Source organism: Paenibacillus hodogayensis (genome assembly GCF_039536325.1).
Taxonomy (GTDB): Bacteria; Bacillota; Bacilli; order Paenibacillales; family NBRC-103111; genus Paenibacillus_AB; species Paenibacillus_AB hodogayensis.
Window position 1 is genome coordinate 252,343 of record NZ_BAAAYO010000001.1, and the last position, 18,847, is coordinate 271,189.

14 protein-coding genes are annotated in these 18,847 nt (G+C 59.3%); 2 read left to right on the forward strand and 12 right to left on the reverse strand.

Features of this window, described 5'->3' with window-relative positions:
- Positions 1–22: 22 nt before the first annotated feature.
- From ABD796_RS00965 to ABD796_RS01020, 12 genes are all read right to left on the reverse strand, one after another.
- On the reverse strand, positions 23–511 hold the full coding sequence (locus tag ABD796_RS00965; protein WP_344901459.1) for a NanQ anomerase/TabA/YiaL family protein: 489 nt from the start codon (positions 509–511) through the stop codon (positions 23–25).
- 97 nt (positions 512–608) lie between these two features.
- Entirely contained in the window at positions 609–1,673 is a 1,065-nt protein-coding gene (locus tag ABD796_RS00970; protein WP_344901462.1) for a Gfo/Idh/MocA family protein, read from the reverse strand.
- A 39-nt stretch (positions 1,674–1,712) separates the two neighbouring features.
- Positions 1,713–2,453, reverse strand: a complete 741-nt coding sequence (locus tag ABD796_RS00975) for a ThuA domain-containing protein (RefSeq protein ID WP_344901464.1) — start codon at positions 2,451–2,453, stop codon at positions 1,713–1,715.
- A 35-nt stretch (positions 2,454–2,488) separates the two neighbouring features.
- On the reverse strand, positions 2,489–3,481 hold the full coding sequence (locus tag ABD796_RS00980) for a sialidase family protein (protein WP_344901467.1): 993 nt from the start codon (positions 3,479–3,481) through the stop codon (positions 2,489–2,491).
- Positions 3,478–5,922, reverse strand: a complete 2,445-nt coding sequence (locus ABD796_RS00985; protein WP_344901470.1) for an alpha-glucuronidase family glycosyl hydrolase — start codon at positions 5,920–5,922, stop codon at positions 3,478–3,480. The genes ABD796_RS00980 and ABD796_RS00985 overlap by 4 nt, the downstream gene beginning before the upstream one ends.
- Complete coding sequence (locus tag ABD796_RS00990; protein ID WP_344901473.1) at positions 5,898–6,713, reverse strand: HAD family hydrolase; 816 nt, start codon at positions 6,711–6,713, stop codon at positions 5,898–5,900. Before ABD796_RS00990 ends, ABD796_RS00985 begins: the two co-directional genes overlap by 25 nt.
- 35 nt (positions 6,714–6,748) lie before the next feature.
- Complete coding sequence (locus ABD796_RS00995; RefSeq protein WP_344901476.1) at positions 6,749–7,285, reverse strand: GNAT family N-acetyltransferase; 537 nt, start codon at positions 7,283–7,285, stop codon at positions 6,749–6,751.
- 1,074 nt (positions 7,286–8,359) lie between these two features.
- Positions 8,360–11,089: a GSU2086 family protein gene (locus ABD796_RS01000; RefSeq protein WP_344901479.1), complete on the reverse strand. Its 2,730-nt coding sequence runs from the start codon at positions 11,087–11,089 to the stop codon at positions 8,360–8,362.
- Positions 11,090–11,161: 72 nt separating this feature from the next.
- Positions 11,162–12,154 (reverse strand): aldose epimerase family protein, encoded by a 993-nt coding sequence (locus tag ABD796_RS01005; protein ID WP_344901482.1) that lies wholly within the window; start codon positions 12,152–12,154, stop codon positions 11,162–11,164.
- A gap of 156 nt (positions 12,155–12,310) precedes the next feature.
- Positions 12,311–13,543 carry an ROK family protein gene (locus ABD796_RS01010; protein ID WP_344901485.1) on the reverse strand — a complete coding sequence of 411 codons (1,233 nt, stop codon included), beginning with the start codon at positions 13,541–13,543 and terminating at the stop codon, positions 12,311–12,313.
- Complete coding sequence (locus tag ABD796_RS01015) at positions 13,533–14,174, reverse strand: D-sedoheptulose-7-phosphate isomerase (RefSeq protein ID WP_344901488.1); 642 nt, start codon at positions 14,172–14,174, stop codon at positions 13,533–13,535. Before ABD796_RS01015 ends, ABD796_RS01010 begins: the two co-directional genes overlap by 11 nt.
- A 67-nt stretch (positions 14,175–14,241) precedes the next feature.
- The gene (locus ABD796_RS01020; RefSeq protein ID WP_344901491.1) at positions 14,242–15,369 is read right to left on the reverse strand and encodes a glucose 1-dehydrogenase; all 1,128 of its coding nucleotides are present in this window, start codon (positions 15,367–15,369) and stop codon (positions 14,242–14,244) included.
- A 285-nt stretch (positions 15,370–15,654) separates the two neighbouring features.
- Between ABD796_RS01020 and ABD796_RS01025 the strand changes: the two genes are divergently transcribed.
- Complete coding sequence (locus ABD796_RS01025; RefSeq protein WP_344901494.1) at positions 15,655–18,309, forward strand: CehA/McbA family metallohydrolase; 2,655 nt, start codon at positions 15,655–15,657, stop codon at positions 18,307–18,309.
- 152 nt (positions 18,310–18,461) lie between these two features.
- Positions 18,462–18,836, forward strand: a complete 375-nt coding sequence (locus tag ABD796_RS01030) for a hypothetical protein (protein WP_344901497.1) — start codon at positions 18,462–18,464, stop codon at positions 18,834–18,836.
- The last annotated feature ends 11 nt before the right edge of the window (positions 18,837–18,847 follow it).

An 18,847-nucleotide genomic window follows, 5' to 3' on the forward strand; every position in this document is an offset into this window, starting at 1 on the left:
CCGTCGCGTTGTCGGGCTCCACTCAAGAGACACCCGTCTCCTCGAACAACCGGCTATGCATTTTGATGACCATCCGACGCACGGCTGCATCCTCGGCGACGCTGCAGCAAGGTCGGTGAATGTCGGTCGGGAAAAATACGGCATACATGCCAGGCTTTTGATGAAGCTCGATTTCACCGTGAACGGGCTCATAAAAAGCGACGTCCCTGGCATCTAGGTCATCTCGGACTACAGTTTGGACAGGAGACCACGGAGCGACGCCGATCTTCTCTTCGCCCCTGATCACGTATTGAATATCCACATAGGTCCGATGCGTCTCCGCTTTCTGCAGCCACCTCTCGCGGGTCGTCGTTTCTTTGATGGAGACGGTTACGAGACCGCCCTCCAGTTCGTACTTCCCGTCCGGAATCCGGTCGAAATCGAGCGACCGTATATGATCCATCGCGTTTTGAATCGCTATCGGGTAATAGCACTTCTCCTGTTCCCAATTATCGATATGTCCCCAAAACAAAGTCTTCCCCTCCTCGCCGCTGCCGATGGACCGGTACAACACCATCGCTTGTGCCTGTATGGTTGAAGGTCCGGTCCGGGAATGCGTTATTGCCGACTTACGAATCCAACCGCACTTCCTTGCCTTGCTTGGCGGACTCGTAAATGGCGCTCAAAATGCGGATCATATCGACGCCCTGGTCCGGTTTGAAGATCGGCTCCGCCCGTCCGAGCACGACGTCGACGAAATGGTGAATGTTGTCTCCATGCCCGTTGCCTTTTTTGGCGATCTGCGGCTGCACATTGCACAGCATCCCTTCAATTTCCGTAAACAGCTTCAAGTCCTCGTTGGTCAAGCTAAAGCCCGACTTCGTACCGCGCAGCTCGACGAACCGGGTCTCTTGCTCGATGTTGGATGCCCAACTGCACTCGATTTGCAGCGTGGCCCCATTATCAAAGCGGATAAAGCCTGCGGCCAAATCTTCCACGTCGAACACGCCCGCTGCGCTCTTCGATCCGAATGCGCTGTGCTCGGAATCGCTCAATTCCGTTTCGGCAAACTTCGTATACGTCGAGCCGCTTACAGCGACAGGCTTGGGATTGCCCATGATCCACAGCGCCAGATCGATCATATGGACGCCGAGATCGATGAGCGGGCCGCCGCCGGAAAGCTCCTTGGTCGTGAACCAGCCGCCCTTGCCCGGGATACCCCGCCGGCGAATCCAGCCGCAACGTCCCGTATAGATGTCGCCCATATGGCCGTTTTGCGCATACGCCTTCAAAAATTGCGATACCGAACGAAACCGGTTGTTGCGCATTACCATAAGCACTTTGCCGCTCTCCTTGGCCGCTTCGGCCATACGGAACGCTTCCTGCGGGCTGACGGCGTCCGGCTTCTCGCAGAAGACGTGCTTGCCGGCCTTTAAAGCAGCCACCGATACTTCCGAGTGGAACACATTCGGCGTGCACACGTTCACGATATCCAAATCCTCGCGGGCCAGCATCTCTTTGTAATCCGAATAGACGGACGCGATGCCGTGCTCGTCGGCGATCGCTTGCGCCGCCTCTTTATTCGAGTCGCACAAGGCGACCAATTCCGTATCCGGATTTGCCAGCCACGCGGTCAAATGCGCTCCGCGGAACATGCCGCCCGTTCCAACCGCTCCTACTTTCAATGCCGCCATTTGGGTTCACTGTCCTCTCGTTAATGGAGTTACGCCTACTTACGCCTTCTTCTCGTTCGGCACCGGCTCCAGCGCGGGGGCGGGACTCGGCCATTCGCCGAAAGACCGGAGCTCCGGCTCGGGAGCCGCCCACCGAACTCCGTTTGCAATAACGCGCAGCACATTGGCGTCGTGAAAAGTCGGATACGTCTCGTGGCCGGGTCGGAAATAAAAGATTTTGCCGCGTCCCCGCCGGAACGTACAGCCGCTGCGGAACACTTCGCCGCCCTGAAACCAGCTCAGAAAGATCAGCTCCTCCGGCTCCGGAATATCGAAAAACTCGCCGTACATTTCTTCCTGCTCCAGCTCGAAGAAGCGGCCGACTCCCTGAACGATAGGATGGGACGGATTGACGACCCATAGCCTTTCCTTCTCGTCCGCTACCCGCCAGATCAGCGAGCATGACGTGCCCATCAACTTGCGGAACACTTTGGAATAGTGACTGGAATGAAGCGCGATGAAGCCCATGCCGTCCAGTACTCGGGTGCAAACTTTATCCACGATCGCATCGTCCACTTCCTCGTGCGCCCGATGCCCCCACCAGATCAGCACGTCGGTATCGTTCAGCACTTCGTCCGACAGCCCATGCTCCGGCTCGTTCAAGGTTGCCGTGCGGATGTAGAAAGCTCCGTTCGCAATGCCTTCGGCGATAGCGCCGTGTATCCCGTTCGGGTAAATGGCCGCTACCTTTTCCTTGCGCCGCTCGTGGCTGTATTCGTTCCAGATCGTTACGCGTATCATCGAAATCGCACATCCTTTCTTCGCGGCTTCTTCCGTTACTGGACAGTCAGCTTCCAGTACGCGATCCGCTCTCTTCGCCATGTGTACGTAAGATGAAGATCTTTGCCGTCGTTAATGATCGCCGGATACGAGTATTCGCCCGGCCCGTCTTCGAGCACGAATTTGTCGCCCCAGCTATGGCCGTTATCCGTCGAAAACAAGACGACAAGCGGCGTTCGTTCTGTCGGGACCGGATTGCACACGAGCGCCAGCCGTCCGTCCGGCAGTTTCGTTAAATCGATGCCACTGTTGTTGTTCCACAGTTCCGTGGCGTACGCTTCGCACCAGGTCCGGCCTCCGTCCACGGAATCGCTGCGAAATATATACCGTTCGGTGCTGCGCAGCAGCATGTGCACGTGCCCGGGTGCGGACTCCCATAAAGTCGGCTGGATGACGCCTTTCCCTGCGACGGTGCCGGGATCGGGCACCGAACCGTCCGCCGGCGCTTCAATACGGCGCAGCGGCACGAGATCGGTCCGGCTCCAGCTAGCTCCCTTATCGGACGACAAGTCGACAAAAGCGTCCCAGCGCGTTTTAGTTTCGACCGACGCCGGTGCCGCCAGGATGCCGTCAACGAGGCGGATCGGCTTGTTTTTGACGGGGCCTCTCCCGCCCTCGTCTCCCTCCACCAGCTCTTTGGCCTGCGACCAGACCATACCATCGGGGGAGGAAGCGACGAGCGTCCGCCAGCTCCGGATTTTATGGCCGGCTTTGTAGTACAGATCGATGAGGTCGTCTTCGCGCCGGTAGAGCACCGGATTCCAGAGCGGCTCCTCCGCATGGGAAGCGGCGTGCCGTGGCGCGCTCCAGACGCCGCGGACGCGGGTGGACGTCCATATATCGACATCCCGCTCGCCTTCGGCCGTCCCGCCGAACCAAGCGGCGAGCACATCCCCGTTGTCCAGCCCGATCAATGTGGAAGCATGACAAGAAAGAAAAGGGCGGTCTTCCTCAAAAACAAACTCCTTGCAAGCCGATACGACGGTCACGGCGATCCCATCCTTTGCTTCTGATTGGTAAGGCTCTCCGACTCCGGAATGAGCCAGATTTCCGCGACGTTCAACCGTTTGAAGCCGCGAAGCCGGACGATTGTCAATGTCAGCTTGCCGTCCCGGACGGCCTCGGACGGAACCTCGCATTCCCGGATCGTTACCGTCCCGGCCCGGATCGGCACTTCCTCGTCCAGCGTCAGACCTTCGTTCGCCGTCAGACGGGCCCAGCAATCTCTCGGCGTATTGCCCTTCGTCTCTCCGATGTATACCGCTTTAAAGGTGTAGCGGGCGTCCGGGTCCAGATTGTCGTAACGAATGACGATCGGCGTGTCCAACATCGCGTTCGCATGCGCGATCCACGCGAGCGGAATGCCGCCCAGTTCGATCTGACGCTCTTCCGGCAGCGATAGCACATGCATCGCATGCCCGATCCGGGGCGATGCCAAGTAGCCCGGGTCGGCTTCCCACCCTGCCCCCGGATCGACGCGGCGAAAACCGGAGGACGAGCCGAGATGATCGTAAAATCCTCCCGGTCCGGGGTTCGTGCGGTCCAGCACTTGCTCGATCCGGGCGAGCCGCACGCTCTCTTCCTCCGCTTGCCGGATTCGGGCGAACTGCACCCGCAACCAGCGCACGTCGTTAAGCGGCGCGTCGATCGCGTCGATGAAGGCGCCCCTTCCTTGCGATCGGGCGAAATGCCGGGCAACCGTAAGCTGGTAACCGATACGAGCGAACAGCTCGTCGGCGAGCTCGTTGCAGCGCTGCCGGAAGTCGGCCGAGACCGGTACCGTCCGCGCTTGCTCCAGCATACGCTCGGCCGCATCGACTGCCGCGAGGCTGCCGGTTTGCGGAGCCGCCCGCAGCGCCTCTTTGGCCGCATATTCGAGCTCCTTCTCGTAATGCAGTCTCCTTTTCGTATAGGCATCGAAATAAGCCCGCAGCACGTGCATCTGAAATCGGTAGTTGTTCAGCACGCCGAGGGGCGCTTCCTGCTCCATCCGCTGCCATTGGCGCAAAGTTACTTCGACGTCCGCATTGGCGGCCAGCGGGCCGACCCAGTTCCGTTCCAGGGCGAGCAGTCCTTGGGCAAAAGCATCCGCACGCTCCGGGTCGACGAACAGGCGGGCATAGTCGCGGAGCGTATCGATAACCGGCGTGCGGGGGTCCCAATCCTGATCGGACCATATAAACTTGTTTACATCGTCGTTGATGCCTTCCGAGTAACAAATCGTGCCGACCGCGTGTTGTGCCAGCACGTTGTGAATATGCTTCTGCGCAAGGGGGCGCGGATTGCAGCTTTCCCGTCCCAAGGTAAGCGCATAGGCGACATCCCAGTCGACCACCGGATATTGACAGTGGAAGTTGTGGGTAATGTCCTCGTAGCGGCGGATCGGATACCGTTCCGGAATGAGCCGTCTCAGCTCCGGCAGCGGCACATCGACGTGCGGGCCGAACACGACGCCGCCCAGCCAGTCCGGCTCCCGTCTCACCTGCCGGCAGAAAGCTTCCGTCCATTCGGCCGAATGGTAGGTCATGATTTGCGGCGACAGCCATATTTTCGCTTGCGGGTGATATCGCTCGAGCAGCTGCGCGATTTGCTCCGTCCAGGCGAACAGCGGATCGGGCTCCATTTTGCCCGGATCGCTGCCTGGAATGAACAGAGCGGTGATGCGCGGCAGCTTGCTGAAAATCTCTTCGCGTTCTGCAAGCTCCGCTTGGATCGTGTCCGGATCGGAATAATCTTCACCCATATTCGGATACCAAATCCATGTGTCGAGGCCATAGCTTTCGATAACCTCCGCCAGACGGACCATCATGGCCAATGGCTCCATCTTCATCAGCGGCCCGCTCGGCCGGTCATCGGTCCGTGGAGGCAACAGCTCGATGCTGTTCGCGCCGAACAAAGCAAGCTCGCGAATATATTGATCGAACTGCTCTACGGTCCAAGCGTCGAAGGCGTTGTTCTTCGGCCGGTAGCCGAGCTGGTGTCCGCGCAGCTTCGAATAAGGAGACGTCGTTATCCGGAGCGGCTTGGTCAGCTCTACGAATCCTTCGCCCCAGCGCAAGGCGCGCAGCAGCTTGCCGACTCCGTACAACACGCCGCGCGCATCGGCTCCCGCTACCCAGACGACGGGCCGCTCCCGCTCGCCGTCCGACCGCAGCATATAGCCCTCGGACTGCAGCTCCGGCATATCCTCCGGCCATTCCGATCCGAATCCTTCGGGCAGCCGCTCCACTATTCCCACGACGATGATTGGGGCGGTGCCCGCACCGGCAGTCTCGTGAAACCGTTTCCAGACAATGCCCGTCCTTTTGGCGATTTCTTCGATCAGCACGTCTACAGCTTTCGCTTCCACCCCGGACGCCGTCGAAGAATGAACGATGACGGCCTGCGTCAAATCGATGCTGACCTTCAATTTTGGTCCAATCCCAGCCATTCCCGCCACTCCTCCCGGTTCGAGAAGTCTCCCGCAATATGCTGCGCCCCCGCCGCAAGCAGCCGGTCGCGCTTCACCGGATTGACTCCCTCGCGCCGGTTCTCGTCGCTTGCGATGCCGAGCGCGAGCGCGCCCCTTTCGCGCGCCAGCCGGATTTCCACCTTGCCGTCGCCGATAACCGCCAGTTCCTCGCCGCGAAACCCTCTTTGCTCCAGCAGATCGCCGATCACCTTCTCCTTCGAGCAGTCGGCTCGCCCGACCGGCGCTCCGGCGATCTCTTCGAAATAGCGGTGCACGCCAAGCACCTCCGCCTCGTTCACCACATCGGGATGATCGGTGCCGCTTGCGACAAACATCTCGATGCCGTTCTCGCGAAGAAGTTCGAGGAAAGATATCGATCCTTTCATCAGAAAGTCCGACGGATCTAGACGTCCCCCGCGCAAATCGGCGATGCGGGCGTTCACGCTTTGCAGCAGACGCCGATTGTATTCCGCCTTGTACTCCCATTCTCCGAGTACGCGGGGGTTCCAGCCTTTCCCAGCCACTTGTTCGGCCAGCCACTTCATTTGAAATATCGTTTGGATTCCGGTGGACTGGTCGATATAAGCGGCAATTTCCCGATCGAGCTCCGCCGCTTGCTCTGCCGACAACTCGCGGCTCCCGGCTATCGCTTCTTTCATCATCGGTGTCATCGTTTCTTCCCATCCCGCTCGGAGCGTCGACAGCGTACCGTCAAAGTCGAACAGCACCGCCTTGATCTTCGTGTTTGTCTGCGATTTGCTGGATGTCATCCCCATGAAGCCTCCTTGGCCATTATGCGTTACGGTTATTGTACAGACAGCGGGATGCCGAGCTTCTCTCCGATCGCCCGCCATCGCTCCACCTGGTTTTCATGGACCAGATACGGTTTGTAGCCCAGCTTCCAATACGATTTGATCGCCGGTATGCGGAAGTCGTCGGTGCGCAGCACCGCCCGGGTCCGCCCTTCCCGCTTCATCTGGTGCATAGCGGCCAGGCTGACGATCGAGCCTATCCCTTTGCCCGCGTGGGACGATAAGATTCCTACCATATGGAGGCAGCCCGTATCGGCGCCCCACTCCCCGCTATACCAGGCGGAGGCGGTTGCGACCGGTTCCCCGTGGCAGCAAATGAACCGGACTCGCTCCGGACGATACTCCGGGTCCCGCCTCATATGGCTGTCGAACTTGCGCTCGCCGCCAAACGAATCTTGAATGATGCGCTCCCAAGCGGCCTCGTCCCCGTCCTGAAAACCGCGGACCGAGTAGCCTTCCGGAAGGTTCAGCTCCGGCAATGATTCGAGCTCCTCTCGCAGCATCGCGAGCTGCGGTTTGAACGTGTCCATTCGGTCAACACCTCTCCTCTGACGAAATGAGTGATACGGCGTTTCAAGGCTCTGTAGGGCTGCTCTGTTTGGTGCTCTGTTGGGTTGCTCTGCTGGATTGCTTTGTTGGGTTGCTTTGTTGGGTTGCTTTGTTGGGTTGCTCTGTTGGTTTTTTCTGTCTGAGCTTGCAAGGGCTCTGTCCGAGCTTTGTCCGGTCATACCCATTATACAAGTCCTCTGTGCCCTCGGAAGCGTATCCACAGAAAGTCGCTAAAACCAGTAGAGCGCTCCACCTATCGTTAACAACGCTCGGCCGTTCCTCACATCCACATAACTGTCAGGCTCTACTTAACCCTTGCCCGGGAGAACCCTCAGAGCAGCATTTTTCTGCAGGGTGAGAGGTGGAGACGCTTAGGTCGTTTTCCCGCGGGATGGTTCGTGCTTATGCTCGAAAGAGCACTATTTCCAAAAACAGGGCCATTCAGCCGAGGGTAAGTGCTCGAAAGAGCATTTCCCCGGGCAGAAGGCGCTGAGCAGCCGTTTTTCCCACACGATAGCCCACGCTTATGCCCAAAAGAACACTATTTCCGCGGCCGGGCCCCTTCTGGCGAGGGTTAGTGCTCGAAAGAGCATTATCCTCGGGCAAAAGGTGCTGAGCAGCCGTTTTTTCTGAAGGATAGCCCGCGCTTATGCTCAAAAGAGCACTATTTCCGCAGCCGAGGCCCTTCTGGCGAGGTTTAGTGCTCGTAAGAGCACTATCCCCGGGCGAAGTCGCTCTGAGCGGCCGTTGTTCCGCAGGCTGGCTCGCGTTTATGCTCGAAAGAGCACTATTTCCGCAGCCGAGGCCCTTCTGGCGAGGTTTAGTGCTCGTAAGAGCACTATCCCCGGGCACAGTCGCTCTGAGCGGCCGTTTTCCCGCAGGCTGGCTCGCGCTAATGCTCTAAAGAGCACTACTTCCGCGGCGGGAGCCTTTCTGGGGAGGCTTAGTGTTCGAAAGAGCACTATCCCCGGGCGAAGTCGAGCGCCGAGCAGCCTTTGACTCGGCATCGGCGCTACAGCCGCAGCCGCGCCATATCCTTTCCACACAAGCTGGGTCTACGACATGCCGGACTTGGCGTTTCCGAGCAAAGCCTGCCAGATGGCCGGTATCGTTTCCTCATGAAGACCTTCGAAATGATATCCTTTCCCTCCGAGACTCGTCGGTCGGTGCACGATGTTTTTGCGCGGACGGTAGTAATAGTCCCAGTCTTCATAGCCGACTTTTTTATGATAGTCGCCCAGTCGTACGATATCGAAATTGGCAGTCGTAATATGGTGCACCGGATACTGGAGATTGCGCGAAATCGACAATGCCTTCAAGAACACCTCCGGCCCGGTAACGGTAGAGCCGAAGTTTAGAAACATTCCGCCTTCCAAATTCGCTACCGTATGGCAATACGATTGAAAATCCAAGCCGCTCGCGCCGCCCTGAATGCCGAAATCCGCTTGCGGATGCAGCTGAATATCGTCCGTGCCGATCGTAATATGGCACGTGTACGGGATACTCGCGCGCATGCAAGCGCCGAGCAGGCTATCCGCGAGATGCGGAAATCGCTTGGGATGTCTGCGGGCGTAATCCGCCAAACTTTCGCCGTACCCGAAGTCGTTCACGCAGCCGTCCGCCAGAGCCTGATGCACGATATCACCGGTTTCCTGCCACATCGCCAATGTCCCCGACGCTAACGTTCCTTCCTCCAGCGCTTCCGTGTAGCCAAACGCCGCCAGCTCGATGTCTTGAAAAGCCGTGGCACCGGTCATCGCAAGATGGGAAACATAACCTTCGCGAATCCATTCGATCAAGTAGCGGTGCGCCCCGGAACCGATCACGTGGCTCCCCAGCGATACGAGTATCCGGCTACCGTTTTGTTTCGCCTCGCGCATTCTCTTGATGAAATCATCGAACTGCGGCGCGCTCCACCCGGCCGGACTTTCCCCCGAGCCCGGAACGGCTGCCACACGGAAGGCGTCGGCGGCCACAGTAACGACGTTCCCCAAACTAACAGCATCCTCCAAAACAGAGCTGTCCCCCGGAACGGCAGTGTTCCCCAAACCAGCGGCCTCTTCCAAACCAGAGCTGTCCTCTGGAACGGCGGTGTTCCCTAAACCAGCGGCCTCTTCCAAACCAGAGTAGTCCCCCGGAACAGAAGTGTTCTCCAAACCGGCCGCATCCTCCAAGCCAAGGGTGTTCCCCGGAGCGGAGCTGCTCTGCGAACCAACGGCTCTTTTTGGAGCGGAAGCGCTAGTTAATCCAATGGGATTAATCGAACCGGAGAAGGTTCCGGTGCTCAACGTGCCCCCCGACCCGGATAGAGCCGGCTGCGTCAAATAAAGCCCGTTCCGCCTCGAGCCAACCGGATACAGCTTCGCCGGATAAAGAGGGAAAGACGCGGCTCCGGTCATGCCGGGTACCTGATCGTTGGCGACTGCCCCGGTCATGCCGGGCTCCCGATCGTTCGCAACTGCCCCGGTCATGCCGGGCTCCCGATCGTTCGCGACTGCCCCGGTCATGCCGAGCTCTCGATCGTTCGCAACTGCCCCGGTCATGCCGGGCTCTCGATCGTTCGCGACTGCCCCACCCATGCCGGGCTCTCGATCGTTCGCAACTGCCCCGGTCATGCCGGGCTCTCGATCGTTCGCGACTGCCCCACCCATGCCGGGCTCCCGATCGTTCGCAACTGCCCCGGTCATGCCGGGCTCCCGATCATTCCTGCCAGCCCCAACCATGCCGGGCTCCCGATCATTCCTGCCAGCCCCGGCCATGCCGGGTTCCGTATTATTCGCGGCGGCTGCGCCCTGAAACTGCGCGCCGAGCTCTTCTTTCCGCTGCAGCAGACGGTGGAAGAGAGCGGGAATCGTCTGCTGGTGCAGACCGTGGAACAAATGCGCCTCGCCCCCAATCTCGCTCAGCCGGTCCACGAGCACCCGGCGCGGCCGGTAATGGTAGTCGGGATCGGTTGCCGGCGGCTTGAAGGCGGCTTGCGTAGGCACGATGTCGAAGTTGGCGGCGACGATGCCTTCCATCGGCAATCCCCGGTTGCGCGAGAGAGCCAGCGACCGCAGAAACAGCTCGGGCCCCGATATCGCGGAACCAAAATTCAGAAACACGCCTCCGTCCCGCATGGCGGCCACGGACCGGCACATCGTCCGGAAATCTTCGCCGGACGCCGCCCCTAGCGCTTCGAAATCGACGATCGGATGCTGATGGATAATATCGGTGCCGATCGAGATATGGCACGTGTAAGGCACCCCGTAGCGCTGACATTGCACGAACACGCAGTCGTCGTAATGCGGAAACTTCTCCGGATGCGCCGACAAATACCGGTACAAGCTCGGTCCGTAGCCCAAGCCGAGCGCCGCCCCCTGCTGAATGGCCTCGTTCATGTAGCGTCCCGTCTCTTCCCACATGCCAAACGAGCCGTCCTCGATCGACCGGGCCACATCCTCCGACGTTTCGCCGAGAAAAGCGAGCTCGAAATCGTGGATGCTGGTCGCCCCGTTGCCGGACACGTGGGTAAGAAAGCCGTGTCTCACCATCTCGATGACATAGCGGGACATCCCGTTTTTGATGACATGCGCCCCCATCGACCAAATCACCGGCTTGCCTTCTAGCCGCGCCGCGACGATCGAATCGATCAGCCGGCCGAACGGCTCGCTGTCCGCCCCGCACCACGCTTCGGCTCCCGCTTCATACGGACGGGCCATATTGCGGATAGTGACCAGATTCGTCCGTTCGTAGACGGTATTCGTTTTGATTCCGGCAAAAGACAACCGTTCCCCGTTCACCACAGCATTAGCCCTCCTCCAGTAAAATGCCTGCTCTGCATGACCCGTCGCCGGCTCTCCGCCCGCCCCGGCGACTCAATCCGCCTGCGGCCGGCACGCTTCGAATTCCAGCCAGGACGAAACGGTTCCGTTCGGCGGAACGACGAGAGCGAGCCCCCGCTCCGCCGCTTCCCCTAGCGTCAGCTTGGGAGGAACATTGAACATTTCCAGCCCGATGTTGTAATCGCAGCCGAAGAACGGAGCGTTCATCTCGGCCCGGAAGTTTTGCCAATACCACAAGTAAGGCCACACGGAGCCGTCCCAGCGGACTTCCAGCGACACGTCCCGGGCCGGACTCGTTAGTCGGTACTTGCAGTCGGTCGTGGCGATATACAATAAATCGCGCTCCGTCCCGTCCGCCGGCATGACGGACAAATCCGTCTCCGTCCCGCCCTTTCGCATGACGGGCCAATCCCAGCTCTCTCCCGTGACCGGATGGCAAATCTTCGCCCCTTCCGTAAACGAAATGTACGAATCCTCGCCGAGGAAAGGCGGCCCGTAAGCCAGATGATGACCCCAGTTGGCCTCAAGCGCCGTGGACGGCGACAGGTTGCGCACCGTCTCCTCGATTCGCACCGTTTCGCTGCCGGAGGTTAGAATAAACAGCTTCTCGATCCGGAATGGCAGCGAGCGAATCTGGTTGATGAGCAAAACGCGGATTTCTTCGGGATCGTCGCGAATAATGCGGTAATCCCACGGCGTAATCGCCGCCTCCCCGCGGTGTACCGCCCCCCCTCGGTATTCGGACGTATAGCTGACCTCCGGAAACATCTCCTGCCAGCCGCCGATATAGCTGACCTGATAATCGTCGTATAATGAATGCGGAACCCCCAGACCGTTATGCCAAATCCAGATAAAATCGGTATCCGTCGGCTTGTGCAGCCAGCGAATCGGCTCGCTCCCTTTGTCGAGCAGCAGATGGATCAGCAGCTTTTCGTTTTCCAGCACCAGCGAACGGTAGCCTTTGAACGTCAGATCGTCCCAGATGCGGCAGCCCGAATGGCGCAGCGGACGATACATTTCCCCCATAATCCGGCTCTCCTTCCATTTTGCAAACTCGACCATTTACTTAATCTTTAAGTTTATTTGACGCAAAAAGGCAGCACTTGCACCGCCTCGCAATGACTCCTCGGTTCGGCCCGGCGAACCGAACCGGACCAGTCTTCTCTTTATTTCCGTCGCACTCTACGCTTCGGTCAACGCCAGTAGCCTTACCGGCTCCGACAACAAAAATCCGAGCACCAAAGCGGCTGCCCCGACGGCGCTCTGGGATGTGCCGAACGTCGACGGCTCGATGCGCAATCGATCCTTCGCAAAGGCATACAGCCGCGAACGCAGATGGTTTTGCACCGGGAGCAAGTAATCCGCCAAATACGGATACAACCGCCCGCCGAGCACGACCAGCTCCGGATCGTACATGTTATAGACGTTGATCAGCGCCGTTTCCAAATAGTTGAGCGTATCCTCCATGCATTGCAGCGCCTCGGAATCTCCGGTCCGGATCGCCTCGGTCAACTGCTCCATCGTATTCCCGCCGGACCACCGGCTCAAAATCCCCGGAATCGATCCTACGGTTTCCCAGCAGCCCCGGTTGCCGCAATCGCATATTTTGCCGTCGAGCACGATCGTCATATGTCCGACCTGGCCGCATAAGCCGTTCGTGCCGCGCACGATTTTGCCTTCGTTGACCACACCGCCGCCGATACCGATCCCCATCGTAATGAACACGAGATCCTGAATGCTGCGGCCCAGCCCGTACCAGCGCTCGGCCATGGCGGATGTGCGGGCGTCGTCCTCGATCAGGGTCGTCAGGCCGAACTTTTGCTCCAATACGCTTTGCAGCGGATAGTTTCTCCATCCCGGGAAATTGGGGGGATCAAGCAGCGTTCCCGCTCCGTAATCCATCGGCCCCGGCACGCCTACGCCCAAGCCTAGAATCGTAAGCCCGGAAGCTTCTATTTCTTGTTTAACTTCGGTCAGAAGCGGGTCGATGACGCCAAAATATTCGTCGGGTCCCTTGCGGTCGCTCATATCGCGCTCGATCGTCCGGATGATTTTACCGTTCAAATCGACGACGACGATTTCCGCCGTGGCCCGTCCGATGTCGAGTCCGATAATCCGGTATTGGCTCGTGTCGAAGCCGAGCATGACTCGTCTGCGGCCGACGTTTCCGGAAACGGCCTCGAACTCGCGTATTACTTTCAGCTCGATAAGCTCGTGAGTCAAATTGGTAATCGTTCCGGAGGTCAGCCCCGTATGCTCGACCAGCTCTACCCGGGATATTTGCTGATGCTGCCAAATTTTCTCCAGCACTTCCGACATGTTGCTTTGCTTCACCTGCTTCAGGTAGGCAATCTTGTTCGGTTGGATGACGTTTTCCCTCCTCCGCTCCTTTTTCTGCTGAATGTCATTTCCCATTCCCGAAAAACGCATCCTCGAGCATGATGCAAAGCGCGTGATAGATCGGCAAATGCCGTTCCTGAATGTCCGGCGTCACGTCGTACGGAACCCGGATCGTCACGTCGCACAGCTCCTTCATCGCCCCGCCGCCGCGGCCGGTCAAGCCGATCGTGCGCAAGTCCTGCGCCCGCGCCACCTGCAGCGCACGCACGACGTTGGCGGAGTTGCCCGATGTGGAGAGGCCGATCAGCACGTCCCCGGGCTTGCCGTAGCCAAACACCTGCTGGGCGAATACCATATCCGCCGCCACGTCGTTGGCGTACGCGGTCGCGAGCGCCGTATGGCTCACAAGAGAGATCGCCGGCAGCGCCCCCTGCAGCCGGTCGGCCAAATAGTCGCCTTCGGCGTCGCCGAATTGGCGCAGCTTCCGTCTCATCGAGTCGTGCACCGGTCTTCTGGACATAAAGCCCTTCATCAGCTCGCCGACGATATGCTCGCAATCCGAGGCGCTTCCTCCGTTGCCGGCGAGCAGCACCTTGCCGCCTGCGCTGTAGCTGTCCCTCATCGTTTCAAAAGCGCGTTCGATATCCGGTACGCATTCGGATAGCTCCGGGTATTTCGCGATACAAGTTTCCAAAGCCGCATGCATAGTTATAATCCTCCGTCTGCCTAAGCGTTCGTTTGGTAAAAAGAAGGCTAATCGCAGCTGCCCGACGTCATGTCTCCATCGACGCCAAATCGACTACCGCCTTCACGGCAATGCCGGTAAAATCGAGACCGGGCACCTGCTCCATCGTCAGCCGATCGGTAAGCAGGGCGGTTAGCATGCCGGGGAACTGCGCCTCGATCGTTTGCAGCCGGCCGATGCCGGTTTCGAAATCGGCTCGTGAAGCGTTTACCGAGCCGACGATGCATTTATTGTTCAATACGATCTCCTGATTGAGCGCATCGCTGGGAATGTTCAGCCGGGTATCGCCCGAGGCGACCCCGAGAATGGCCAGCACGCCGTTCGGAGCGAGCAGCTTCATCGATTCGAAAGCGAGCGGCGTATGCCCGCTGCATTCCCAGATCATATCGGGGCGAATCCCCTGTTCCACGGCAAAGGCGTTCAGCCCGCCGGCAAACGGTTCAACCTCTCCGGGCTGCGCGCTCTCCCTCGCTTCATGATAAAATGCGCCGCATCGACGAATCAACCTGGCATTCGCGCTGTCCCGTCCAGATTTGGACCAAACGTGCGTCTCGAGCCCCATGCTTCGGCACGTCAGCGCGGTCAATATACCGAGCGGGCCCGAGCCGGTGATGAGCACCGTCCCCGGCTCCCAGGCGACCCGGCGCTGGATGCAGGCGATCTGGCTCCACGCCTTCTCGACGATGCTTTGCGGTTCGACGAGAACGCCGTAGGACGCGCACGCTTGCGGGATCGGCACGACGTATTGGGCGAGTTCGGAGACGTATTCGCATAAAAAGCCGTCAGCGGCCCGGATTCCCCGCTCGGTGTACAGCCCTGTCCGGCAATAATCCTGCTGTCCGTGCCTGCACGGAAGACAAGCAGAGCTGCCGCACGGCCTTCGGACCAGTACCGTGACAAACTGTCCGGCCTCAAAGCCCGAAGCCGCCCCTGCCTGCTCAACTGTGCCGAGCAGCTCGTGTCCGATGACCATCTGCTCCGCCTTTTCCGGCAAAACGCCGTAACGGTCCATCACGATTTCCCGGTCCGTACCGTCCAGCCCGACGCTAAGCACGCGGATCATCACCTCTTCGGGGCCAATCGGACCGGGCTTCGGGATATCGGTTACCGTCACGTATTGCCGGTCTGTGCCATTTCTTATAACGACCGCTTTCATGAAAGTCTCCTTTCCCGACACGTCCCTTTCGGCCCCGATGCGGGTCGCGCTTCGTGTCCGGAAGACGTCTTTCCCAATCGAATGACGTCGATAATCGGTTTTCTTAATTTGTTCCGGGTAATTTACTTAATCATTAATTAAAGCTATTATAAGGGGAGAACGGGACGATTGTAAACAACCCGGAGCGCATTTTTTTCATCCGTAAACGAAGCTTTCGCGCATGCGGCCGTCGGTACAAGCCCCGGTCCACGGATGCCTGACAAGCTTTCTAGGAGGATCATCCGAATGAACTCGAACCATGCAAGCAAACGAGAGCGTTTCGTCCCGGTGCCGCTTACGACGGCTTATAACCGGACCATTGCCGAGCTGAAGCCGGAAGACTGCTCGGACGCCGTCATCGCTGGCAAGCGATTTCTGCTTACCGGACCGCAGGAGCTGTGGGGCGTGCCGTTCGAGCTTGGCCCGGACGGTGCGGACAACGTCATTCTGCTCAAGGACCGCGAAGTCGAGCTGGCTTTTGCACAGCCGCTTCACGACCGGCAGCTGCTTTTTTTGCATGCCGCCGATTTTAAAGAAAGCGATACGGCACCCGACGGCATCGTCAGCCCGATGATGGGCAGTCCCCGGCTCGGCGAAACCGTGTGCGAATACGTGCTGCATTACGCGGACGGCACCCGGTGCGCGTTCCCGATGCGGCGACGTTACCAAATCAGCGAATTTCAAGTCAAGTGGGGCGAAAACAGCTTCGAGGCGGTCAAGCACGTGAAGCCCCGAACGATGGCGACGAATACCGATCTGCTGCACAAGGAAGCGCCAACCATCCCGTGGGGCCAAAGCCAGCTGCGCACGACGTTCCCGGGCTTCGGCAGCGCGATGCACCACTGGCTGTACGCCTTGCCCAACCCGCATCCGGACAAGGAGCTGATCCGGCTGACGATGATTCCGGCGGACGGAACCTCCTTTGTGTTCGGCATAACCCGCACCGATGCGGAAACGAATCCGTTTCGCTGGGAAGCCCGCCGCAGCGTGCGTTATGTCAGCGCGCCCGGCTTCGTGCCGCAGCCGTTCGGGGATCGTGCCAACATCCGCATCGATCTGGGCGAAGTGATCGCCGTCCGGCCGGTGCTGGAATACGACCATGCCTCTTGGCTGGATAACGCCAATCCGCGTCTGCCGTCTCCGAAGCCGGACGAATGGATCGTGGAATATACCGCCCATCCCGACGCCCATTTGACGATTGACGGCCAGCCCGGGCTGACGATCCCGCTGCGCGAGCTGGAGGAGCACACCGCCTGGACGCTGACGGAGAACGTCCTTCGCAAAGTGAAGGTCCGGATAACCGAAGGGACGAGCGGACGCCGAATCGCCGCCAAAATCCACGTGCACGGCAAGCTCGGCGACTACATCGCCCCCGTCAACGGACACCGGTTTCCGAATGCGCATTGGTTCGAGGACTACGGAGCGGAGTATGTGCAGGACTTTCATTACAGCGCTTACATCGACGGCGAAGCGGAATACAAGCTGCCTCTCGGCGACGTGTACATCGAGGTGACGAAAGGGTTCGAAATCCGTCCTGTGCGCAAGCGGTTTCTCGTCACAGAGCAAACCGATGCGATCGCGATCGAGCTGGATCACGTTCTTCCGTGGAGGCAGAAAGGCTGGGTTACGGCCGATACGCACGTTCATTTCCTCTCTCCGCAAACCGCCCTTCTCGAAGGGGACGCCGAAGGGGTGAACGTCGTCAACCTGCTGACCAGCCAATGGGGCGAAATGTTCAGCAACCTGGGCGATTTCGACGGCAAAACGACGATCGGCAGCAAAGAAAACGGCGGTTCCGGCGAATATTTGGTCCGGGTCGGGACGGAGAACCGTCAGCACATTCTCGGTCATATCTCGTTGCTCGGCTACGAAGGGAGCATGATTTTGCCGTTGTGCACAGGGGGGCCGGACGAGTCCGGGCTCGGCGATCCACTGGAAGCGACGATCACCGAATGGGCCAAGCGGTGCAGGGAGCAGAACGGCATCGTCGTTATGCCCCATCTGCCCAACCCGCGCGCGGAGGGCGCCGCGGCGCTCGTGCTCGGCGAAGTCGACGCGGTGGAAATGTGCTCTTTCGAAAATGTCGGCATCAATCCGTATTCGCTGTCCGATTGGTACCGCTACTTGAATTGCGGCTACAAGGCTCCCGCCGTCGGCGGCACCGATAAAATGTCGCAATCGACTGCCGTCGGCACCATACGCACGTATTCGCTCATACGCGGCGAGCCGTTCACGTACGACGCCTGGATGAACGCCGTGCGCCGGGGGCATACGTTCGCCACGCTCGGACCGCTGCTCGACCTGCGCGTCGGCGACTGCGAGATGGGACAGTCAATGCAGCTTCCGTCTTCCGGCGGAACGCTCGATATCGACTGGCAGGTCAGCTCGGTTACGGTTCCGGTCACCCAAATCGAGCTGGTCGTAAACGGCGAGCTGCGCGAGATGAAAGCCGTCGATCCCGAGATCGGGCACTATGCGGGACATTGGTCGGTTTCGGTCAAGGAGAGCGGCTGGATCGCCCTGCGCGTCCGCGGCAAGTATCATGACCAGTCGGAAATGATCGCGGCCCATTCCAGCGCGGTATCCGTCGTCGTGGACGGCAAGCCGTGCTTCCGCGCCGAGGACGCGGTCACGATTCTCGAGCAGATCGAAGGCTCGACCGCCTACATCAAATCGCTAGCCACCAAAAGCGACGAGCAGACGTTCAAACGACTGCTCATGACGCTTACGAGTGCGCACCGGGCGCTGCATAACCGGATGCATCAGAACGGCGTCATGCACCAGCATGCGGCTCCGGATCGGCACGACCATCGTCATCACGACCATGAACACGGTTCTTCCACGCACCGCCATGACGGCCACCACGGTCATAATGGCGGTTCGCACGGCCATCATCATTAACGGTATGCTCGGCAAGGACGAGAACGGGAGGCAGCTCCCCTTCTCGTCCTTTCTTTTCCATAACGCGGCCGCTTGACACGAAACCTTAAGGTGTCGTAACATAATAATGCGAAACCAAATGGTTTCATAAAAGCTTGCACGGAGGTACACGGATGGACCACGAGGCGCTATTGAAAAAGTTGCGTTACAAATCCGGGCCGGCGTCCGTTCTGAACGCGCCCGTTGGGTATTCGCTCGGCATCGGCACCGAAGCGGATAGCCCGCTTGTTTTTTTGCTTCTGTACGTTCATAACGCGGAGGAAGCGAACGAATGGCTGCCTCGCACGGTTCCGGCGCTCGCCGAGGATGCGGTGTTCTGGATCGCCTATCCGAAGCAAAGCTCGAAGGTGAAGACGGACTTGAACCGGGATAGTTTGTGGCTTTTGGTACAAAATAGAACATCATACCGGGCTGTCAGCAACGTAGCGATCGACGAGACATGGTCGGCCGTCCGCTTCCGCCACGCGGATAAAGTTCAGTCCAAGTAGGCTGCGGCCGC

What these genes read in the sequence shown, in the direction of transcription:
- ABD796_RS00970 (WP_344901462.1), bottom strand. Translation starts at nt 1,673, where the DNA reads ATGGCGGCATTGAAAGTAGGAGCGGTTGGAACGGGCGGCATGTTCCGC.
- ABD796_RS00975 (WP_344901464.1), bottom strand. Translation starts at nt 2,453, where the DNA reads ATGATACGCGTAACGATCTGGAACGAATACAGCCACGAGCGGCGCAAG.
- ABD796_RS00985 (WP_344901470.1), bottom strand. Translation starts at nt 5,922, where the DNA reads ATGGCTGGGATTGGACCAAAATTGAAGGTCAGCATCGATTTGACGCAG.
- ABD796_RS00990 (WP_344901473.1), bottom strand. Translation starts at nt 6,713, where the DNA reads ATGACATCCAGCAAATCGCAGACAAACACGAAGATCAAGGCGGTGCTG.
- ABD796_RS00995 (WP_344901476.1), bottom strand. Translation starts at nt 7,285, where the DNA reads ATGGACACGTTCAAACCGCAGCTCGCGATGCTGCGAGAGGAGCTCGAA.
- ABD796_RS01005 (WP_344901482.1), bottom strand. Translation starts at nt 12,154, where the DNA reads ATGGGGGAAATGTATCGTCCGCTGCGCCATTCGGGCTGCCGCATCTGG.
- ABD796_RS01010 (WP_344901485.1), bottom strand. Translation starts at nt 13,543, where the DNA reads ATGGGAAATGACATTCAGCAGAAAAAGGAGCGGAGGAGGGAAAACGTC.
- ABD796_RS01015 (WP_344901488.1), bottom strand. Translation starts at nt 14,174, where the DNA reads ATGCATGCGGCTTTGGAAACTTGTATCGCGAAATACCCGGAGCTATCC.
- ABD796_RS01020 (WP_344901491.1), bottom strand. Translation starts at nt 15,369, where the DNA reads ATGAAAGCGGTCGTTATAAGAAATGGCACAGACCGGCAATACGTGACG.
- ABD796_RS01025 (WP_344901494.1), top strand. Translation starts at nt 15,655, where the DNA reads ATGAACTCGAACCATGCAAGCAAACGAGAGCGTTTCGTCCCGGTGCCG.
- ABD796_RS01030 (WP_344901497.1), top strand. Translation starts at nt 18,462, where the DNA reads ATGGACCACGAGGCGCTATTGAAAAAGTTGCGTTACAAATCCGGGCCG.